This is a genomic window from Actinomadura geliboluensis, from assembly GCF_005889745.1.
GTDB classification, from domain to species: domain Bacteria; phylum Actinomycetota; class Actinomycetes; order Streptosporangiales; family Streptosporangiaceae; genus Spirillospora; species Spirillospora geliboluensis.
The window spans coordinates 1-20,552 of sequence record NZ_VCKZ01000133.1 but is presented as its reverse complement, the minus strand read 5'-3'; the positions used below and the strand labels follow the sequence as shown (position 1 = coordinate 20,552).

At 74.2% G+C, this 20,552-nt stretch carries 19 protein-coding genes; 9 read left to right on the top strand and 10 right to left on the bottom strand.

Annotated elements, in window-relative coordinates; genetic code table 11:
* From ETD96_RS19250 to ETD96_RS19235, 4 genes are all read left to right on the top strand, one after another.
* The coding region (locus ETD96_RS19250; protein WP_138637848.1) for a phosphotransferase at positions 1-603 on the top strand (603 nt) is incomplete at its 5' end.
* Positions 578-1,483: a cobalamin biosynthesis protein gene (locus tag ETD96_RS19245; RefSeq protein ID WP_138637847.1), complete on the top strand. Its 906-nt coding sequence runs from the start codon at positions 578-580 to the stop codon at positions 1,481-1,483. The genes ETD96_RS19250 and ETD96_RS19245, both read left to right, overlap by 26 nt.
* Positions 1,480-2,985, top strand: a complete 1,506-nt coding sequence (locus ETD96_RS19240; RefSeq protein WP_138637846.1) for a cobyric acid synthase — start codon at positions 1,480-1,482, stop codon at positions 2,983-2,985. The genes ETD96_RS19245 and ETD96_RS19240 overlap by 4 nt, the downstream gene beginning before the upstream one ends.
* Positions 2,986-3,064: 79 nt before the next feature.
* Positions 3,065-3,691 (top strand): DUF1444 domain-containing protein, encoded by a 627-nt coding sequence (locus ETD96_RS19235; RefSeq protein ID WP_240807863.1) that lies wholly within the window; start codon positions 3,065-3,067, stop codon positions 3,689-3,691.
* A 6-nt stretch (positions 3,692-3,697) separates the two neighbouring features.
* On the opposite strand, the gene ETD96_RS19230 is transcribed toward ETD96_RS19235, so the two are convergent.
* Positions 3,698-5,230 (bottom strand): ArnT family glycosyltransferase, encoded by a 1,533-nt coding sequence (locus ETD96_RS19230; RefSeq protein WP_205719348.1) that lies wholly within the window; start codon positions 5,228-5,230, stop codon positions 3,698-3,700.
* Positions 5,231-5,409: 179 nt separating this feature from the next.
* Between ETD96_RS19230 and ETD96_RS19225 the strand changes: the two genes are divergently transcribed.
* Entirely contained in the window at positions 5,410-6,048 is a 639-nt protein-coding gene (locus ETD96_RS19225; protein WP_138637845.1) for a LysE family translocator, read from the top strand.
* A gap of 21 nt (positions 6,049-6,069) precedes the next feature.
* Here ETD96_RS19225 and ETD96_RS45970 read toward each other — a convergent pair whose 3' ends face one another.
* Positions 6,070-7,866: a serine/threonine-protein kinase gene (locus tag ETD96_RS45970; protein ID WP_205719347.1), complete on the bottom strand. Its 1,797-nt coding sequence runs from the start codon at positions 7,864-7,866 to the stop codon at positions 6,070-6,072.
* A 137-nt stretch (positions 7,867-8,003) separates the two neighbouring features.
* On the opposite strand from ETD96_RS45970, the gene ETD96_RS19215 reads away from it, so the two are divergent.
* Complete coding sequence (locus ETD96_RS19215) at positions 8,004-8,960, top strand: alpha/beta hydrolase (protein WP_205719346.1); 957 nt, start codon at positions 8,004-8,006, stop codon at positions 8,958-8,960.
* Positions 8,961-8,978: 18 nt separating this feature from the next.
* Here ETD96_RS19215 and ETD96_RS45965 read toward each other — a convergent pair whose 3' ends face one another.
* From ETD96_RS45965 to ETD96_RS19195, 4 genes are all read right to left on the bottom strand, one after another.
* A complete protein-coding gene (locus ETD96_RS45965; protein WP_138637844.1) occupies positions 8,979-10,730 on the bottom strand; it encodes a serine/threonine-protein kinase in 1,752 nt (583 codons plus the stop codon).
* An 80-nt stretch (positions 10,731-10,810) separates the two neighbouring features.
* A complete protein-coding gene (locus ETD96_RS19205; RefSeq protein WP_138637843.1) occupies positions 10,811-12,154 on the bottom strand; it encodes a DUF4389 domain-containing protein in 1,344 nt (447 codons plus the stop codon).
* A 71-nt stretch (positions 12,155-12,225) separates the two neighbouring features.
* Positions 12,226-13,188 carry a quinone oxidoreductase family protein gene (locus ETD96_RS19200; protein ID WP_138637842.1) on the bottom strand — a complete coding sequence of 321 codons (963 nt, stop codon included), beginning with the start codon at positions 13,186-13,188 and terminating at the stop codon, positions 12,226-12,228.
* 84 nt (positions 13,189-13,272) lie between these two features.
* Positions 13,273-13,953 (bottom strand): TetR family transcriptional regulator, encoded by a 681-nt coding sequence (locus tag ETD96_RS19195; RefSeq protein ID WP_138637841.1) that lies wholly within the window; start codon positions 13,951-13,953, stop codon positions 13,273-13,275.
* A 299-nt stretch (positions 13,954-14,252) separates the two neighbouring features.
* Between ETD96_RS19195 and ETD96_RS19190 the strand changes: the two genes are divergently transcribed.
* The 3 genes from ETD96_RS19190 (at position 14,253) to ETD96_RS19180 (ending at position 18,240) form a co-directional block, all read left to right on the top strand.
* Complete coding sequence (locus ETD96_RS19190) at positions 14,253-14,525, top strand: hypothetical protein (RefSeq protein ID WP_240807862.1); 273 nt, start codon at positions 14,253-14,255, stop codon at positions 14,523-14,525.
* 105 nt (positions 14,526-14,630) lie between these two features.
* Entirely contained in the window at positions 14,631-14,906 is a 276-nt protein-coding gene (locus ETD96_RS19185; protein WP_138637840.1) for a DUF6504 family protein, read from the top strand.
* Between the two features lies 1 nt (position 14,907).
* Positions 14,908-18,240, top strand: coding sequence for a DNA polymerase III subunit alpha (locus ETD96_RS19180; protein WP_240807861.1), 3,333 nt, complete (start codon positions 14,908-14,910; stop codon positions 18,238-18,240).
* A 28-nt stretch (positions 18,241-18,268) separates the two neighbouring features.
* Here ETD96_RS19180 and ETD96_RS19175 read toward each other — a convergent pair whose 3' ends face one another.
* The 4 genes from ETD96_RS19175 to ETD96_RS19160 form a co-directional block, all read right to left on the bottom strand.
* Entirely contained in the window at positions 18,269-18,949 is a 681-nt protein-coding gene (locus tag ETD96_RS19175; RefSeq protein ID WP_138637838.1) for a DUF4328 domain-containing protein, read from the bottom strand.
* A gap of 152 nt (positions 18,950-19,101) precedes the next feature.
* A complete protein-coding gene (locus ETD96_RS19170; RefSeq protein ID WP_240807860.1) occupies positions 19,102-19,512 on the bottom strand; it encodes a hypothetical protein in 411 nt (136 codons plus the stop codon).
* 16 nt (positions 19,513-19,528) lie between these two features.
* Positions 19,529-20,176: a response regulator gene (locus ETD96_RS19165; RefSeq protein ID WP_138637837.1), complete on the bottom strand. Its 648-nt coding sequence runs from the start codon at positions 20,174-20,176 to the stop codon at positions 19,529-19,531.
* Between the two features lie 13 nt (positions 20,177-20,189).
* The coding region (locus tag ETD96_RS19160) for a sensor histidine kinase (RefSeq protein ID WP_338072573.1) at positions 20,190-20,552 on the bottom strand (363 nt) is incomplete at its 5' end.

Sequence of the window (20,552 nt, the reverse complement as noted above, 5' to 3'; positions counted from 1 at the left end):
GAGGTGCTCAGCTGGGTGCCCGGCGAGGTGCCGCACCGGCCGCTCGCGGCCCATGTGGTCTCGGAGGACGCGCTTCGGGGAGTGGGGCGGCTCTTGCGGCGCTACCACGATGCCGTGGCCTCCTACGGTGTGCCGGACGCCGGGTGGGATGAGGACCTCTCCAATCTGGACGGGCAGCCCGAGATCGTCGGGCATTGTGATGTCACGCCGGAGAATGTGGTCTTCCGGGGTGGGGCCCCGGCGGCGCTGATTGATTTCGACCTCGCGCGGCCCACGACGCGGTTGTTCGATGTCGTCACCGCGTTGCGGCATTGGGGGCCGATCGAGGATCCGGCCGATCGGGACGCGTTGCTGTACAGAGCGGACGTCGGGCGGAGGATCAAGGTCTTCTGTGACGCTTACGGGTTGGCGCGGGAGCTGCGGCGGGACGTGCTGCCGACGGCGCGGGTGAGGTTCGAGCGCTCCTATCGGGCCATGCGGGCCAGGGCGCAGCGTGGTGGGGGATGGGCGCGGATCTGGGACGGTGGTGCCGGGCCGCGCATCCGGCGCGCGCAGGATTGGCTGGAGAGGCACTGGGATGAACTTGATGCGCGGCTCTGCTGAGGGGCTTGTGGGCGGTGTCGTGCTGGACGCCTTTCTGGGGGATCCGAGGCGGTGGCATCCGGTCGCGGGATTCGGGCGCGTGGCCTCGGCCGTCGAAAAAACTCTTTACGGGGATGTCCGGTGGCGCGGGGTCGTCTATGCCGGGGTTCTCGTGGGCGGAGCGGGGGCCGTCGGGGTTGCGCTGGAGCGGGTGAGCCGGCGGTTCGGCGTGCACGGGCTTGCCACCGCGGCGGTCACTTGGGCTGTGCTCGGGGGGACGTCGTTGGGACGTGAAGGGCTCGTCATGGCCCGCGTTCTTGAGCGGGGCGATGTGGAGGCGGCCAGGGCGCGGCTTTCTCATTTGTGCGCGCGGGATCCCGAGGGGATGGACGCGAAGGGGTTGAGCAGGGCGGTCGTGGAGTCGGTCGCCGAGAACACCTCGGACGCGTCGGTGGCCCCTTTGGTCTGGGGAGCGGTGGCGGGTATTCCGGGGCTGCTGATGTATCGGGCCATCAACACGCTGGACGCGATGGTCGGGTATCGGAGTCCGAGGTATGAGCGGTTCGGGTGGGCGGCGGCGAGATTGGACGATGCCGCCAACTGGGTGCCGGCTCGGGTGACCGCGGGATTGGTCGTGGCGTGCGGCGGGCCGAGGGCTTGGCGGGTGTTCAGAAGGGACGGCGGGAAGCACCCGAGTCCCAATGCCGGACGGGTCGAAGCGGCGTTCGCGGGTGCGCTCGATGTGCGGCTCGGCGGCGTCAACGCCTATGGGGGCCGGGTCGAACGGCGGCCCGAGATGGGGGACGGCAGGGTGCCCGAAGTGAGGGACATCAGGAAGGCCGTCCGGCTTTCGGCGGCGGTGACGTTCGCGGCGGCGGTGGCGATCGGGGTGCTGCGGTGAGCGGGCTGCTCGTGGCGGGGACGACGTCGGACGCCGGGAAGAGCGTGGTCACGGCGGGGCTGTGCCGGTGGCTGGCGCGGCAGGGGGTGAAGGTCGCGCCGTTCAAGGCCCAGAACATGTCGCTGAATTCGATGGTGACGAGTGATGGGGCGGAAATCGGGCGAGCTCAGTACATGCAGGCCCAGGCGGCGGGAGTAGAGCCGCGGGCGGTGATGAATCCGGTGCTGCTCAAGCCGGGGAGTGACCGGCGCAGCCAGGTGGTGGTTCTCGGGCGGCCCGTCGCGGAGGTCGATGCGCTCCAATACGGGCAGCACAAGGAATGGCTCAAGGGCGTGGTGCTGGAGAGCCTCGACGAGTTGCGGTCCGAGTACGACGTGGTGGTGTGCGAGGGTGCGGGCAGCCCGGCCGAGATCAATCTGCGCGGCGGCGACATCGTCAACATGGGGCTGGCGCGGGCGGCCGATCTGCCGGTCGTGGTCGTCGGCGATATCGACCGGGGCGGTGTTTTCGCGTCCTTGTACGGGACGGTCGCGCTGCTGGAAGAAGCAGATCAGGCTCTCGTCGCCGGGTTCGTCATCAACAAGTTCCGCGGCGCGTACGAGTTGCTGAAGCCGGGGCTGGAGCAGTTGGAGGCCCTTACCGGGCGGCCGACGCTGGGTGTGCTGCCGTGGAAGCTGGGGCTGTACCTCGATTCCGAGGACACGCTGGCGCTGGACGCGCCGAGGCCCGATGCGAGGAGCCCGTTCGGGAAACAGACGTTGCGGGTGGCCGTCGTCAGGTTCCCGCGCATCTCGAATTTCACCGACCTGGACGCGCTGGCGTGCGAGCCTGGCGTCATCGTCCGGTACGCGGCGAGCGTCGGTGATCTGGCGGAGGCCGATCTCGTGGTTCTGCCGGGTACCAGGGCGACGGTGAGCGATCTGCAGTGGCTCCGTGAAAGGGGAATGGCCGAGGAGGTCTCCCGGCGGGCCCGGGAGGGGTTGCCCGTTCTCGGTATCTGCGGCGGTTACCAGATGCTCGCCGAGGAGATCGTGGACCACGTCGAGTCCCAGAAGGGCACGGCTCAGGGGCTCGGTCTTCTGCCGGCCAAGGTCGAATTCGGGGAAGAGAAGATCCTCGGGCGGCCTACCGGCGAAGCCTACGGTGAGGACGTCCACGCCTATGAGATCCACCATGGCGTCGTCACCGCTCGGGGAGAGCCGTTTCTGGACGGGTGCCGAAACGGCGCCGTCTGGGGGACGACCTGGCACGGCGCCATGGAGAACGACGGGTTCAGAAGGGCGTTCCTCCAGGACGTCGCCCGCCACGCGGGAAGGGATTTCACCCCCGCGCCGGACGTGTCGTTCGCGGCCCTGCGAGAGGCGACCCTGGACGCGCTCGGCGACCTCGTCGAAGAGCACCTGGACACCGATGCCGTATGGCGGATCCTCGAGAAGGGCGCCCCGGCGGGGCTGCCCGTCGTCCCGCCCGGCGGGGCGCCGCCCGTGGGCGGGACGAGCTGACCCGGGGTTCCGCGTGCGGTCCCGGAGCGACGGTAAGGTGATCCACTCAGGCCGCACCAGGTACCAGGAGGATCGTCCCGTGTCCGACCCGCGGTCCAGTCTGATCGTCCCGCTCATGAAGGCGCGGGTGCCGGCGGAGGTCCAGCTGGAGTTCCCGCTGCCCGCGGACGAGGAGCCGGTCCGCGACCCGTTCGCCGGCGACCTGTACGTCACGTACGCGCTGGAGATCGCCGACGAGGGCGCCCCGGCGGGCCGCCGCTACGAGCACGTGGCGCGCCGGCACTGCGCCGAGCTCGGGGTGGCGCCGGGCGAGCTGCGCCGCCGCGCGGTGATCAACCTGCGCGACCTGCGTCCGGAGCTGAGCCTCAGCTGGTACCCCGACGTGCGCGCCGTGACGGTGTCGCTCGGCGGGACGACGGGGCGCGGCACCCTGGAGGCCGGGCTGCTGCTGGACGACGGGTTCCTGGAGAAGCTGGCGCAGGACGTGGAGGGCGACCTCGTCGTGGCGGCCCCCGCCCGGGACGTGTTCGTGGCGTCCGGTACCGGCCATCCCGACGGTGTGGACAAGCTGCGCTGGGCGGTCGCGCAGGTCTGGGCGGAGGACCGCGACAACGCCGACCCGAGCTGGGACGTGCCCGCCGGGAGCCTGCTCACCCACAACCTGATGGTGCGGCGCGGCGGCGTCTGGGACGTCCTCACCGACTGACGGCCGTCACGACAGCTGCTTGAACTCCGGCCACAGCTGCGGCCACGGGGCGCGCTGCCCGCGGCAGACCCAGATCGGCTTGTCCTGTTCCTGGTTGTCGAGCCCGACGCCGTTGTCGATGCGCCCCACGGGACGGACGTCCGACCAGAACCGCCGCAGCCCGGCGCCCTCGGCGACGTTGTCCGGCCCCACGACGATGGTCGGGCCGCCCGTCTCCGGCGGACGCCCGAAGTACCAGTAGCCGTTGTGCCCGCTGTAGGCGCGGGGCAGGCCGAGGTCGGGCCCGTACATGTCGAGTGCCCCGGCTTCGCCGTAGTTGCTGACGACGATCGTCGCCGTGGCTCGCTCGGCCGGTGGCAGCGAGCGGTAGACGTCCGCGACCTGCGCGGCGAACCGGGGCCAGCCGACCGTCTCGGCGGAGTCGGCGTTGACGGCGGGCTGCGGCGTGTCGGCCAGCCACTTCACCGGGTAGACGGGCAGCGTCAGCAGCACCGTCGTGATCGCGGTGACCGCGTACATGGGGGCGGACGCGAGCCAGTCGAAGCCGCGCGGCGCGCCGTTCCGCTCGATCTCCACGGCCCCGGCCGCCCAGAGCGCAGCCCACAGCCCGCTCAGGTAGTACGGCTTCCCGGCGGTGACCAGGAACACCACGTTGAGCAGCAGGTACGCGTGCCCGAGGAACCGGTAGGGCCGCAGTTCGCCGGACCGGTACGTCCGCCAGAGCCCGTAGATCCACAGCCAGGACGGGAACACACCGGTCAGCAGGATCTGGAACGGGATGAACCCGGGCCGCCCGCCGAAGTCGGCCTTGTCGGCGATGGCGTCCGCCATCTCCAGCTGCGGCCAGCCGTGCCGCGCCTGCCACACCAGCCCGGGGACGGCCGCGAGGACGGCGACGAGGGCCCCGGCGGCGAGCATCGGGCGCCGCAGGAACTCGCGCGGCCCCGACAGCAGCAGCCCGGCCACGAGCGCGGCCAGCAGGAACACGACCAGGTACTTCACGTTCAGCGCCAGCGCCGTGACGGCGCCGGCGGCGAGCAGCAGCCGCTGGTCGCGGGTCCGCACCCACCGGACGGTCAGCCACACGAGCGTCGTGGACAGCAGCAGGTCGAGCGTCGCCGTGGAGAACAGGTGCCCGGCCGCGACCGCAAACGGGCACACCGCGTAGGACGCGGCCGTCAGCAGTTGCGCGCGCCGTCCGCCGCCCATCTCCCGCGCGGTGAGCGCGGCGACCACCACGCCCGTCGCGGCGAACACGGCGGACGGCGCCCGCAGCGCGACGAGCGAGTCGCCGAACACCGCCGTGATCGCCCGCGCGAGCAGCGGCAGCAGCGCGGGCTGGTCGGGATATCCCCAGGCCAGGTGCCGTCCGGCCACCCGGAAGTACAGCTCGTCGCGGTGGTGGCCGTACCGGGCGCTGAGGACGAGGAGGAGCACGCCGAGCGCCCCGGCGATCAGCAGGACCGGCCGCCAGGCCGGGGCCGGCGCGGCGGGCGTGAGCCTGGCGGGCCGCGGCGCCGCGGCGGCAGGGGCGGTCATGATCCAAACCTAGGGCGCGACTATGACATAAGTCACGATCTTCACCCCGGCCGACCCCGGACACCGCCCGCACGCCCTATCCCGTGGGCGCAGGCTCCCGGTCTTGCGGCCGGAGAGGCCGGGCCGGGAGAGCGGAAAAATCGGTGGGAGATGTCGGGAGTGCTCCGTAATGTGCGTCCATGGTTTCGTTGCATCAACTGCTGGCGTTCTCCGCCATGGCGCTGGCGATCATCGTGATCCCCGGGCCGTCCGTGCTGTTCGTCGTCGGCCGGGCGCTGGCGCACGGGCGCCGCACCGCGCTCGCCGGGGTCGTCGGCGGGGTGCTCGCGGCGCTCGCGCTGACCGCCGCCGTCGCGGTCGGCGTCGGGTCGATCGTGGAGCGTTCCGCGGTGGTGTTCACCGCGCTGAAGATCGTGGGCGCGGTCTACATCGTCTACCTGGGCGTGCAGGCCATCCGGCACCGCCGCTCGCTGCAGGAGACGATCGGCGCGGACGAGGCGGGCCGGACCGGCGGCCGGGCCCTGCTGCAGGGCTTCGTCGTCGGCATCACGAACCCGAAGACGACGGTGTTCTTCGCGGCCGTCCTGCCGCAGTTCGTCGTGCGCGAGCACGGCCACGCCACCCTGCAGATGATGGTCTTCGGCGCGGTGTTCGCGGTCATCGCGCTGTTCTGCGACAGCGTGTGGGGCATCGCCGCCGGGACGGCCCGCGAGTGGTTCGCCAGTTCCCCGCGCCGCCTCGCCGCGATCGGCGGCACCGGCGGGCTGATGATGATCGGCCTCGGCGTCACCGTCGCCGCCACCGGCCGCAAGGACTGACCCCCGCCGCCCGCGCCCGGCTCAGACCGAGCAGAGGGAGAAGTCGTCGAAGACCGCCTCCGGGTACCCCGTCGCCTTCTCCGGGCGGTGGAGGATGAGGCCGCTCCGGCCGTCCGGGTCGCCCGCGCCGGGGGTGGCGACGGACGACGCGGCGGACCGGCCGTTCACCCACATGCCGAGGTGGACCGTGTCGCCCTCGCCCTCGACGCAGGCGGCCTGCACGCGGTTGGTGCCGTCGCGGAGCTCGACCTTGTTGATCGCCAGCGTCCGCGCCTGCCCGGACCCGAGCCGGGCGATCCGGGCGAGGCCGTCCTCCGGGTGGAGCAGGAACGCGAAGCCCCCGCTCTGCCCGCGGCAGTACACCCCCGCCTCGCCCCCGGACCGGACGGACTCGACCTTGACCTCCATGAGCTGCGACCTGGGCACGTCCGGCACCGGGGCGTCGACGGCCGTCGACGTCGTCGTGGGGAGGACGTGCAGCTCGTACCTGCGGTCGCGGTAGGACGCGTCCCAGGTGGGGGCGGCGGCCGTCTTCCAGCCGGAGTCCTCGTCGCTGAAGTTGTCGTCGAAGACCTCGTCCTTGTCGTCGGGCGGGCCCTTGTGGAAGTTCGCGGCGACCGCGCCGGTGTCCGCGCCGCTGCCGCCGCCGCCCGTCCCGCCGTTCCCGTCGCCGAGGCCGCGCAGGCCCATGAAGCCGGAGACGCCGATCAGGCCGGCGACCGCGACGGCGGCCGTCAGGCCGATGGCGCGCCGGTGCCCGCCGCCACGGGACGGGCGCCGCGCCCCCGGCGGGACCGGCATCGCGGACGGGCCCGTCGGCGGGGGCTGGAACGGCGGCACGGTGGTCGGGGCCGTGGCCGGGTCGGCGACGGCCGTCGGCCGCGGTGGCGGCTGCGGCGCCGGAGGCAGCGGCACCGTGACCGGCGCTTCCTCCGCCGGTGCCTCCTCCGCCGGTGCCTCCTCCGCCGAAGGCTCATCGACCGGCGGTGCCACCGCCGCCTCCGCCGGAGCCTCCTCGCCGGTCAGCGACTGGATGAGCTGCTTGACCGTCGGACGCTCGGACGGGTCCTTCGCCAGCGCGCGCGACACGAGGTCGTGCACCGCCGGGTCGAGCCCGTCCAGGTCGGGGTCGGCGGACGTCACCCGGTTGATGATCTCCGGGAGCGTCTCGCCGGCGAACGGGACGCGGCCCGTCCCCGCGTAGGCGACGACGCAGCCCCAGGAGAACACGTCGGCGGCCGGGGTGATCTCCCGGCCGTGCATCAGCTCCGGCGCGATGTAGGCGGGGGTGCCGATGAACTGGCCGGTTCTGGTCGGCCCGTCGCCCGCGTCCAGCGCCCGCGCGATGCCGAAGTCGATCACGCGCGGGCCGGTCGGGGACAGCAGCACGTTGGACGGCTTGAGGTCGCGGTGCACGATCCCGGCGCCGTGGATCGCGCCCAGCGCGGTCGCGATGTTGACCGCGAGCGCCTCCAGGTCGCCGCCGCGCAGCGGCCCGCCCGCCCGGACGGCCTCGTCGAGCGACGGCCCGGCGACGTACTCGGTCACCACGTACAGCGGGTCGCCGTCGAGCCGCGCGTCCAGCACCGCGGCGGTGCAGAACCGCCGGACCTGCCGCGCGGCCGTCACCTCGCGGCGGAACCGCTCGTGGAACGCCTCGTCGTCGGCCAGCTCCGGGTTGACGACCTTGACCGCGACACGCCGTCCGGCGGCGTCCTCGCCGAGGAAGACGGTGCCCATGCCGCCCCGGCCGAGCCGTGCGGTCAGCCGGTACGGGCCGAGCCGGCGCGGGTCGCGGTCGCGAAGGGGGGCCTGCATGGGCGTCTCCCGGAAGCCGAAGGCGTGTGCGCTCAGTCTTTCGGACGCCGGCGGGGGGTGCATCCGTTCCCGGTCGCGGCCCGCGGCCCGCGACCGCCCGTACGCTGAGACCCTGCGGACGGGTCTTGGGAGGAAGCGTGGACGTGACGGACGACGTGCTCGGCCCCGGCTACGAGGCGATCGAGCTGCCGATGGGGCGGGACGCCGAGGGCGAGGTGGTCGCGACGCTGGTGCGGCGGCGCGGCACCGACCCGTCCCGCCGGGCGGTGCTGTACCTGCACGGGTTCGTCGACTACTTCTTCCAGAAGCACCTCGCCGACTTCTACCTGGACCTCGGCTTCGACTTCTACGCGCTCGACCTGCGCAAGTACGGGCGCTCGCTGCGCCCGCACCAGACGCCGAACTACATCGAGAGCCTCTCGGACTACTTCCCGGAGATCGGCGAGGCCGTCCGGATCATCCGGGACGTGGACGGCCACGACGCGCTGCTGCTGAACGGGCACTCCACCGGCGGGCTGATCGCCGCGCTGTGGGCCGACCGGGTGAAGGGGAAGGGCCTGGTGGACGGCCTGTTCCTCAACAGCCCGTTCTTCGACCTCGCCGAGCCGCTCGTGATGCGCAAGGCCGGCGCGGGGCTGGCGCGAGCGCTGCGGTCCCGGTTCCCGAAGGCGAAGCTGCCGGCGGGAGTGTCCGACTTGTACCCGCGCAGCCTCCACCGCGAGCACGACGGCGAGTGGGAGTTCGACCTCGCCTGGAAGCCGCTGCTGGGGTTCCCGGTGCGGGCGGCGTGGCTGGCGGCGGTGCGGCGCGGGCAGCTCCGCCTGCACAAGGGCCTGGACGTGGACGTCCCGGTCCTGGTCATGGCGTCGATGCGGAGCGTCCGCCCGTCCCGCAGGGTGCTGGACGTGACGGGCGCCGACGCGGTGCTGGACGTCGAGCACATGGCCCGGTACGCGCCCCGCATCGGGCGGCACGTCACGCTCGTCCGGATCGACGGCGGCCTGCACGACTTGGTGCTGTCGGCCGAGCCCGCCCGGACGCGGGTGTTCGAGGAGCTGGCCCGCTGGACGAACGGCTACCTGCCCGCCCGCTGACCGGCGGCCTGCCGGGGGTCAGCCGAGGATCTTCGACATGTCGAAGTCGTCGAAGTCGGCGACGATCTGCTCGGCCGGGTTGCCGCCCCGCTCGACCTGGAGCCCGACCCAGCCGTTGCCGAGCGGCTGGTCGGTGTCGGTCTCGTCGAGGACCTTCTCGCCGTTCACCCAGAGCCGCAGCCGGACGGACGGGCCGTCGTCCAGCCTGCCCTCGCAGGCGGCCTGGACCTTGTTCGGCCCCTTGTCGTCGTAGCCGGGGACCGAGTCGGGGGTCGCGAGGTCCTTCGTGCCGAGATCACCGTTGATCTTGCGGAGCACCGCGCCCTTGCCGTCGTTGCGGATGAGGAACATGTACTGCTTCTTGCCGTCCTCGTCGCCCCGGCACAGGATGCCGAACATGGCGTCCGCGGGGCCCTGCCCGACCGCCACCGTGACGGTCGCGAGCATCGGGTCGGGGAAGTCCTCCCGCTTGTCCTTCGGCACCCAGCGCGCGACGACCCCGGTGTTGTCCTTGGTCTGCATCCGGTACTTGCCGTCGGCGTAGCCGTAGGTCTTGTCGTAGGTGTCGCCCCAGCCGGACGCGGAGTCGGCGAACGCGTCGCCGAACGCGGTCGCCAGGTTCTCGGGCGGGCCGTCCGAGCGGAAGACGGTGAACGCGACGACGGCGAGCAGCACCACGGCGGCGATGGCGGCGCCGCCGATGAGCAGCGGGCGCTGGGGGAGCCCCCCGCCCCGCGGCGGGCCGGACCGGGTGTCGCGGCGGGTGGTGTCGGCGCCGTGCAGGGGGTTGGGCTGCTGCTGGAACACCGTCGGCGCGGTGGCCGTGGCGGACGGCGGCCGGGGCGCCCCGGCGGCTCCCGCCCCCGCAGCCGCCGCGGCGGCACCGGCGGGGCCGTGCCAGCCCGCCTGGACGGTCTCGGCGAGCGTCGCCGGGTCGGTGGTGCCGTTGCCGACGAGGCGGGCGAGGACGTTCTGGACGGACGGCCGGCGGCGCGGGTCCTTGTCGAGGGCGGCGGCGACGACGTCCCGCAGGCCGGGGTCGAGCCCGTCCAGCTTCGGTTCCTCGTGCACGACCCGGTAGAAGATCTCGGGGACGGTGTTGCCCGCGAACGGCGCGGACCCCGTCCCGGCGTAGGCGACGACGCAGCCCCACGAGAACACGTCGGACGCGGGGCTCACCTGCTCGCCGCGCAGCAGCTCGGGCGGCAGGTAGTTCGGCGTCCCGACGAACTGGCCGGTGCGGGTCGGCCCGTCGGCGGCGTCGAGGGCGCGGGCGATGCCGAAGTCGATGACGCGGGGGCCGGTGGACGACAGCAGCACGTTGGCGGGCTTGAGGTCGCGGTGCACGATCCCGGCGCCGTGGATGGCGGCGAGGGCGGTGGCGACGCCGACCGCGATGCCCTCCAGGTCGGAGCCCGGCAGCGGGCCGCGCTCGGCGACGGCGCGCTCCAGGCTCGGGCCCTCGATGTACTCGGTGACGACGTACAGGGGGTCGTGGTCGAGCTCGGCGTCGATGACGGGCGCGGTGCAGAACCGGCGGACCTGCCGTGCCGCCGTCACCTCGCGCCGGAACCGCTCCCGGAACGAGCCCTCCCCGGCCAGTTCCCGGTTGATCACCTTCACCGCGACGCGGCGCCCGCCGGCGTCCTCGCCGAGGTAGACCGTGCCCATGCCGCCGCGGCCGAGCCGCCCGATCAGCCGGTAGGGGCCGAGTTCCGCGGGGTCCTCGGGGCGCAGGGCCTCACCGTTCTCTCCTGCGTGCGTGGTCATCGTGATCCTGAAGGGGGAATCGGGGGGAGTGTCTCGTAGCACCCTAGTGTGCTGGACGGCGCCGGGCGGCGCGGACTCAGTCAGCGGCTCCGGCGGGCGCGCGGGAGGGTGCGGAACGGCGGGAGCGCCTCGCCGGTGAGCCCGAACGCGTACGCGATGACGCGGCTCGACCAGCGCTGGCAGCCGACGACGAGCCCGTACAGGGGGCGCGGGTAGCGGCCGGTGAACGGGATCACCAGCCAGCTGAGCAGCATCACGACAACGAGCAGCGCGTACATGGCCAGCATGACGATCAGGTGCGGGAGGACGAGCAGGCCCCTGAGCAGGGTGAACCAGCGCCTCGGGCCCCGCCACTGCGCGGGGAACGGCAGGTCGACCGTGACGGTCTGCTCGCCGGCCCCCGGCTCCGGCTCCCGCGCCGCGACGGGCTCGGGGACGGGCGGCGGCTGCTCAGCGCCCTGGACGGCTCCGGCTCCGGCTTCGGAGGCGGGCGGCGGCTCCGCGGCCGCGGCCGGGGCCGGTTCGGGGGCGGCCGGCCCGGGGGCCGGATGCGCCCCCCGCCACGACATCGAGATCGTCTCGGCGGCGCGCTCGGGGTCGGCGTGCTCCTGCCCGACGAGGCGGGTGAGGAGCTGCCGCGCGGTCGGCCGGGCGGCGGGGTCCTTGCCGAGCGCGGCGGCGACGACCTCGCGCAGCCGCGGGTCGAGGCCGGCGAGGTCGGGCTCCTCGTGGCCGATGCGGTGGAACGTCTCCGCGACCGTCTTGCCCTGGAACGGGGGCCGGCCCGTCCCGGCGTAGGCGACGACGCAGCCCCACGAGAACACGTCCGACGCCTGCTCGACCGGTTCGCCGCGCAGCACCTCGGGCGCGATGTAGGACGGCGTCCCGACGAACTGGCCGGTGCGCGTCGGCCCGTCGGGGGCGTCGAGGGCGCGGGCGATGCCGAAGTCGATGACGCGGGGGCCGGTGGACGAAAGCAGCACGTTCGCGGGCTTGAGGTCGCGGTGCACGATCCCGGCGCCGTGGATGGCGGCGAGCGCGGTGGCGACCCCGACCGCGATGCCCTCCAGGTCGGAGCCGGGCAGCGGCCCCTTCTCCCGGACGGCCTTGTCCAGGCTCGGCCCGTCGATGTACTCGGTGACGATGTACGGCGGGTCCTGGTCGAGCTCGGCGTCCAGGACGGGCGCGGTGCAGAACCGGTGGACGCGCCGCGCGGCGGTCACCTCCCGGCGGAACCGGGCGAGGAACGCCGGCTCGCCGGCGAGGTCCCGGTTGACGACCTTCACCGCGACCCGCCGGCCGTCGGGCTCGGCGCCGAGGTAGACGGTGCCCATGCCGCCGCGGCCGAGCCGCCCGAGCAGGCGGTAGGGGCCGAGGACGCGGGGCTCGTCCTGCTCCAGGGGGCCGGCGGCGGTCGTCGTCATGGGGGGCGGGCTCCTCAGATGATCGTCTTTGGGCCCAGCCTAAGGGAGCCGGGGGAGGCCCGGCGGGCCGGTCAGGGAATCAGCAGGAGCTTGCCGGTGGTGCGCCGGGCCTGCAGATCGGTGTGCGCGGCGCCCGCGTCGGCGAGGTCGTAGCGGTGCCCGACGTGCACGTTCAGGGCGCCGGACGCGATCCAGCCGTAGACGTCGGCGGCGCGCTCCAGCAGCTCCTCGCGCTTCTCCACGTAGTGGGCGAGCGTCGGCCGAGTCAGGAACAGCGACCCCGCCCTGTTGAGGCGCTGCGGGTCGAACGGCGGCACCGGGCCGCCCGCCGCGCCGTACAGCGCGAGGGTGCCGCGCCGCCGCAGGCTCTCCAGGCTCCCGTCGAAGGTGGGCGCGCCGACGCCGTCGTACACGGCGGCGACGCCCTCACCGCCGGTCAGCTCCCGCACCCGGGCGGCGAAACCGTCGTAGGGCATGGTGACGTCCGCGCCCGCGTCCTTGGCGAGCCGCTCCTTCTCCGGGGTGGACGCCGTGCCGATGACGCGGGCGCCGAGCGCCTTGGCGGTCTGGGTGAGCAGCAGGCCCATGCCGCCCGCCGCCGCGTGGACGAGGACGGTGTCGCCCGGCTGGATCGGATACGTCGACCGGGTCAGGTAGTGCGCGGTCATGCCCTGCAGCAGCGACGCCGCCGCGTCCTCCAGCCCGACGCCGTCCGGGACGGGGACGGCCCGCTCCACCGGGACGACGGCCTGCGCCGCGTAGGCGCCGTGCACGTCGGCCCAGGCGACGCGGTCGCCGACAGAGAACTCGCGGACGCCCTCGCCGACGGCGGTGACCGTGCCGGCCGCCTCCATGCCCGGCGTGTACGGGAGGTCGTGCGGGTAGGCGCCCGTCCGGAAGTACACGTCGATGAAGTTGACGCCCGCCGCCGCCACGTCGACCAGTACCTCGCCGGGGCCCGGCTCGGGAGCGGGACGCTCCGCTGGCTCCAGGACCTCGGGTCCGCCGTTCCGGGTGATGACGATCGCGCGCATGCGCCCTCCTGCTGCTCGATGGCCGGCGATCAAGGAGAACCCGGAGCCGCCGGCGGTTGTTCCGGGTTCTGCCCCGGTTCCCGCTCAGACCCAGTCGCGCATCGTGCGGCCCGCGACGGTGACGGCCTCCTCGACGCGGGCCGCGACCGTCCCGGCGTCCCAGATCTCCCGGCGGGCGCACTCCTCGAACGCGACCTTCACCGCCGCCAGGTAGAACGCGACGAGGATCCGCGGCCGCAGGTCGTCGGCCGGGTCGACGCCCTCGCGGCGGGCGATCTCGACGGCCAGCGCCTCCGCCGACGCCGAGTAGCGCGCCATCTGCGCGGCCATCAGCGACGGCGTCGACTCGATCACCTGCCGGACGCGGCGGAACCGGACGCTGTCCGCCGGGTCGCCCTCGGCGATCGTCTCCAGCACGACGCGCAGCGACTCGAACAGCGCGGCGAAGGGCCGCTCCCCGGCCGGGCGGGCCGCGAGCGCCTCGCCGAGCAGCTGGTCGTGCTCGGCGAGGAAACCGGTGACGACGTCCTCCTTGGTGGCGAAGTAGCGGAAGAACGTCCGCTGCGACACCTCCACCGCCGCCACGATCTCGTCGATCGTCGTGGCCTCGTAGCCCTTGGCGAGGAACAGCTCCAGGGCGGCGTCGATGAGCGCGAGGCGGGTCCGCTGCTTCTTGCGCTCGCGGAGGCCGGCCAGCGCGCGCTCCTGCGCCGACGAGGTGCCGTGTGTGGGGCCGGACGGGTCGCCGGCGGGGACGGCGCTCATCGGCTCGCTCCTTCTATCTGCCTGGCATGGGCACATGATGCCCGTCTCACAGAGGCTTCTATCACGGACGAACCCTCCGGATGCGCGGCGGGTTCCGCCCGCTGGAAGGTCCGTCGCGCGACGGGCGCGCACGCGCTCGCGGGGGACCATCCTCGCGGGTCCGGGAAACACCCGGCCCACTCTCCGGATTCCCCCTCCGCGATCGCGGCCGACCGGTCATGCTGAAGTCCGGTCACCATTCGTCGCCGGATGATCGCCCAAGGTCATGCGGGGCGCGGACCGTTGGTGAGGCGGCTGATGTGTCTGTAGTGGGTGGGCGGGAGACCGCCGAGGCGCGCCGGCGTCATCTCGCGGCGCTCGCCCGCGAGGTCGAGGCCCGGGGGCTCGCGTGGCGGTTCGCCGGGCCGGACGAGTCGCTGCTGGCCGTCTACGGCCCGCGGACGCGGCGCCGGGTGATGGTCGTCGCGACCCCCGCCGGCGAGGGCTGGTCCTACCTGTGGCCGGGCGGCGGCATCGCCGACGTGGCCGACGCGGAGGGCGCCGCCGACGAACTGACCCGGCTGCTGACCTGATCCCGCCTTGCTCCCGGGGCGGCGGCTTCCCTAGACTCCGAGGCGAACGTTTGTTCGAACGTCCGCATGTCCTTCCCCCGTGCGGTGTGCGCGAGGGGGAGGCAGATGACACGCGTGTTCGGCGATCCGGTCGAGGTCTGGGTGAGCGACGGCCGTCCGGTCCGGTTCGTCTGGCGCGGCCGGCTCTACGCCGTGCGGCGGGTGCTGGAGCACTGGGTCACGACCCGTGACTGGTGGCGGGAGCAGCAGCCCGCCGGCGAGGCCACCGGGGAGCGGGAGTTCTGGCGGGTCGAGGCGACCCCGGACAGGGAGATCGGCGTCTACGAGCTGCGTTATGACGCCGCCGGCGACAGCTGGCTGCTCTCCCGGGTATGGGACTGACGTGCACATTCATGTCGCTTCGTGCTATTCGCTCCGCTACGGCGTCGCCCCGCCGGCGGCGCTGGCGGAGCGCGCGGCCGGCCTCGGCATGGAGACGCTCGCGCTGACCGACCGCGACGGGCTGTACGGCGCCGTCCGGCACGTCCTGGCGTGCGCGGACGCGGGCATCGGGGCGGTCGTCGGGGCCGATCTCCGGGTCGTCTCCACCGGCGAGGAGCGCGTCGTGGTGCTCGCCGAGGGCCGGGCCGGGTGGCGGTCGCTGTGCCGGCTGGTGTCGGCGGCGCACGCGGCGGGCGGGCGCGGGAACCCGGTGGTGACGCGGGAGATGGTCGGCGCGCACGCCGAGGGGCTGATCGTGCTGCTCGGCCCGGCGTCCGACGTGGGGCGCGCGGTCGCCGGGCGGCGCCCCGACGTCGCGGCGGCCCGGCTGGACGCCTGGCGCGCCACCGCCGAGACCGCGGTGGAGATCGTGAACCACCACGGCCGGGGCGACGGGCCGCGCGCCGCGCGGATGCTCGCGCTCGCCCGCGCCGCCGGGGTGCCCGCGGTGCTCGGCAACGCCGTCCGCTACCTGGAGCCCGCCGACCACCCGGTCGCGCAGGTGCTGGACGTCACCCGCAAGCTCGTCCCGCTGGACCGGCGCCACCTGGAGGACCAGACCGGGCACGCCTACCTGAAATCGGTCCCGCAGCTGCGTCGCGCGGCGGAGCTCGCCTGCGGCCCGGACGAGGCGGACGCGCTGCTCGCGGCGACGCGGCGGCTGTCCGAGCGCTGCGTCCTGGACCCCGGCCGCGACCTCGGCATGGACGACGTCCACCTGCCCGTCGCCGGCGACGACCCGTACGCGCGGCTCACCGCCCGGTGCGCGGACGGGATGGCCCGGCGCGGGCTCGCCGGCTCGGCGCGGGCCGCCGGGCGGCTGGAGGCCGAGCTCGGCGTCATCGCCCGCAAGGGCCTGGCCTCCTACTTCCTCACGGTCGCCGACGCCGCCGCGCTGATCAGGGAGCGCGGCATCCGCTGCGCGATCCGCGGCTCCGGCGCGGGCAGCCTGGTCAATTACCTGCTCGGCATCGGCGACCTCGACCCGCTGCGCCACGACCTGCTCATGGAGCGGTTCCTCGCCGACAGCCGGGAGGGGCTGCCCGACATCGACCTGGACGTGGAGTCCGCGCGGCGGCTGGAGGCGTACCAGGCCCTGTTCGACCGGTTCGGCGCCGAGAGCACGGCGTGCGTGTCGATGATGGAGACCTACCGGGCGCGCAGCGCGCTCCGCGACGTCGGCAACGCCCTCGGGCTCCCGCCCGCCGAGATCGACGCGATCGCCAAGGCGTTCCCGCGGATCCGGGCGAGCCAGATCCGCACGGCGCTGGACGACCTGCCCGAGCTGCGGCAGAGCAACCTCGCGGCGGGCCGGCTGGAGGTGCTGTTCCGGATCGCCGAGCGGCTGGACGGCCTGCCCCGCCACATCGCGATGCACCCGTGCGGCGTCCTGCTGTCGAACCCGACCCTGCGGGACCGGACGCCGATCGAGCAGGCCGCCGTCGGGTTCCCGATGAGCCAGTTCGACAAGGACGACGTCGAGACGATGGGGCTGCTGAAGCTCGACGTCCTCGGCGTCCGGATGCAGTCGGCGATGGCGCACGCGGTCGCGGAGGCCGCGCGGGTGTCGGGGGAGCGGATCGTGCTGGAGGACGTCCCGCGCGACGACCCGGCGACGTTCGCGCTGATCCGCACGTCCCGGACGCTCGGCTGCTTCCAGATCGAGTCGCCCGGCCAGCGCGACCTGATCGGCCGGCTCCAGCCCCGCGACCTGGACGACCTGGTGATCGACATCTCGCTGTTCCGGCCCGGCCCGGTCAACTCCGACATGGTGTCGCCGTTCCTGGAGGCCCGCGCCGGGAGCCGCGAGCCCGCCTACCCGCATCCCGACCTCGAACCGGCGCTGCGGGAGAGCCTCGGCGTGGTCGTGTTCCACGAGCAGGTGCTCCGCGTCATCGACGTGATGACCGGGTGCGGGCTGTCGCGGGCGGAGGCGGCGCGGCGGAGCCTCGGCGGCGAGCGGGGCCAGGCCGTCGTCGGCGCCTGGTTCCGGGAGCGGGCGCTGGCGCGCGGCTACGACGCGGCGACCGTCGACGGCGTCTGGCGGATGCTGACCGCGTTCGGCGCGTTCGGCTTCTGCAAGGCGCACGCGGCGTCGTTCGCGCTGCCCACCTACCAGTCGGCCTGGCTGAAGCGGCACCATCCGGCCGCCTTCTACGCGGGCGTCCTCACCCATGACCCCGGCATGTACCCCAAGCGGGTCATTCTCGACGACGCGCGGCACTTCGGCGTGCCGATCCTGCCGCTGGACGTCAACCGGTCGGCCGCCGCCTGGCACGCCGAACCCGTCTCGGCGGGCGGCCCGGCCGGGATCCGGGTCGCGCTGAGCGAGGTCAAGGGCATCTCCGAGGCCGAGGTCGGGAAGATCGTCGAGGCGCGGCCGTACGCGTCGCTGGGCGACTTCTGGCGCCGCGCCCGCGTCTCCCGCCCGACCGCCGAGCGGCTCGTGCTGGCCGGGGCGTTCGACGCCGTCCACGACCGGGTCCCGCGCCGCGACCTGCTCTGCCGCGTCGGCGCCCTCGACCGCGCCACCGCCCGCGCGGTCCCGGTCGAGGGGCAGCTCGCCCTCGCCGACGACGCCGGGCTGGAGCTCGACCTCGCCGAGGAGATCCCGGCGGGGGAGCTGCCGCCGATGACGCCGGCCGAGGTCGTCGAGGCGGAGCTGGACATCCTTGGCATGGACGTCAGCCGGCACGTGCTGACCTTCTACGCCGGGCTGCTCGCCGCGCTCGGCGTCGTCCGCGCCGCCGACCTGCCGGGACGCCCCGCCGGGAGCGAGGTCCTGGTCGCCGGGGTGAAGGTCGCCACGCAGACCCCGGCGGTGCGGTCCGGGCAGCGGGTCATCTTCGCCACGCTGGACGACGCGACCGGCCCCGTCGACCTCACCTTCTTCGAGTCGGTGCAGGACCGGTGCGCCGCCACGGTGTTCGGCTCCTGGCTGCTCGTCGCCCGGGGCCGCGTCCGCCATGCCGGTGACTCCGCCGTCTCGATCACCGCGAACGCCTGCTGGGACCTGAACGCCCTGAACGAGGAGTGGCGCCGCGGCGGGCCGGACGCCCTCCGCGCCGCGCTGCGGGGCGCCGCGCCGCGGGGCCGGCCGGTGGGGCGCCGGATCGTCCAGCCGACGGGCTTCGCGATGTCGCCGTACTCCGACATCGGCCACGCGGGCCCGGCCGTCAAGCGCCCGCCGCGGGCCGCGCTCTGGCACGCCAGCCCCGGCTCCTCCGGCTCCTAGCCGGAGCGGGGCGGGGCGGGCCGCCCGGCTAGGTGTCGCGGGTGAGCTGGAGGCGGGTGATCTGGAAGACGGTGGCCATGCACAGCGCGGCGGCCAGTGCCTGGAACGCGGCGGCGGCGACGCCGACGTGGACGTCGAAGCGCGCCTCGGCGAGGGTGTCGACGCTGCCGTGCGTGAACGCGCGGCCGAGGAGCAGGCCGAGCAGGGCGCAGCACCACCAGGCCGCCACGACGAGGCCGGCGGCCTGGCGCTCGGCCGTCCGGTACCGGCCGCTGTTCACCCACACCTCGTAGACCATCCGGGGCGGCAGCCACAGGTTGACGACCGGCATGAACCAGCCGAGCAGCACCCAGGAGCGGTGGTGGCGGTGCGGCCCCGGCGACTGCCGGAACGCCCGCCACAGCCAGGTCAGGTAGAGCAGCCCGGTCACCCCGGCCATGATCGCGGCGATCGTGAACACGTCCGCGTACGGGGCGAGGGCCTGGCCGGTGGCCGCCGGGTCGTAGCTGTCGTGCGTCGCCCCGCGCAGCGGGTGCGCGAGCCGCAGCAGGCTGATCCCCGAGCCGAGCGCGACGAACGCGTTGAACCCGAGCAGCATGAACACGGCCACGCCGACCGCGCGGAAGTCCCGGCGGCGCGCCCACGCGCCGCAGCCGGGGCACCGGTCGACCTCCGTCGGGATGATGTCGCCGCACAGCGCGCACGGCATGGTCCACCTCCCTGGTCTCATGGCTCGCTCGCTGTCACCCGGTTCTCGCCCACCGGCCCTCGCGGGTCGCCGGTCTTTGCTTTTCGCTGCTTCGGATACTACGTACGTTTGACTCGCGCGACCCCACGCGGGTTCGCGGTCTCACCGGATCGTCACATCGGGAACACGAACCGTGTGGCGGCGAAGGCCAAGGCCGCGGTGACGGCGGCCCAGGCGGCGAGCCGGCCGAGGCCACCTGTGGACAGCAGCCGCTCCGGCCGGAACCGGGTCACGGCCAGCAGGCCCCACCACTCGGCGGCCAGCGCGACCGTCGCGTGCAGCGAGCCGAAGCCGATCAGCGCGAAGAGCAGGACGACGCCCGCCGGTGTCGCGGTGTGCGCGAACAGCGCCGGGCCCCGGCCGGGCCCGGGCAGGCCGCGGCGCAGCCCCGCGAGGACGGCGCCCCATCCGGCGGCGCACAGCGCCCAGACGACGAGGACGGCGACGGGCAGCCCGTTCAGCGATTCCGGTGCCAGTGCCGTGTCCCTTCCCCGAGTGCCCCCGTCCGCGTTCCCGTCCCCCATGCCCGTGGCGGGGCGGTCAGATCATGAGGCCCGACTCCCATGCCCAGGCGGCCGTCTCCACCCGGTTCCGGGTGCCCAGCTTGCGGTGGACGCTCCCGAGATGCGTCTTGACCGTGGACAGCGACACGAACAGCTCGCCCGCGATCTCCTCGTTCGTCCGCCCGCGCGCGACCCGCTTCACCACGTCCAGCTCCCGGTCGGTGAGCGGCTCGCGGGGCGGCGCGGCGGCCGGGCGGGGCCGCGCCAGCCGCTCCAGCAGCCGCACGGTGATGGACGGCGACACCAGCGACCCGCCGCTCGCCGCCGCGCGGACCGCCTCCACCAGCAGCGCGGGGCCGCTGTCCTTCAGCAGGAACCCGACCGCGCCGCCGCGCAGCGCCCCGTACACGTACTCGTCCATGTCGAACGTCGTGACGATCACCACGCGGAGCGGGTCGGGGACGCCCGGACCGGCCAGCGCGCGGGTCGCCGCCAGCCCGTCCATCACCGGCATCCTGATGTCGAACAGGCACACGTCGGGACGGAGCCGGCGGGCCAGCGCGACGGCCGCGGCGCCGTCGGCGGCCTCCCCGACCACGGTCATGTCGGGCTGCGAGTCGACGATCATCCGGAACCCGGTCCGGACCATCTCCTGGTCGTCGGCGACGAGGACGCGGATGCTCACCCGGCCGATTCTGTCAGCTCCCGCCGGGCCGCCGCTCCCCGGCCGGGAGCACCGCGACGACCTCCCAGCCGCCCTCGGGGCGCGGGCCCGCGCGCAGCCGCCCGCCCGCCGCGCCGACCCGCTCCGCCAGCCCGGTGAGCCCGAACCCGCCGGACGGCAGCCGTCGGCCGCGGCCCCGCCCGTCGTCGCGCACCGCCACCTCGACGTCGGCGCCCGCCCGTCCGAGCGTGACCCGCACGGTCGCGGCGTCGGCGGCGTGCTTGCGGATGTTGGTCAGCGCCTCCTGCACCACCCGGTGCGCCGACGCCGCCACCTCCGGCGGCAGCGCGCCGAGGTCGGGCGCGAGCGTCAGCGTCGCCGGCGGGTGGGCGAACCC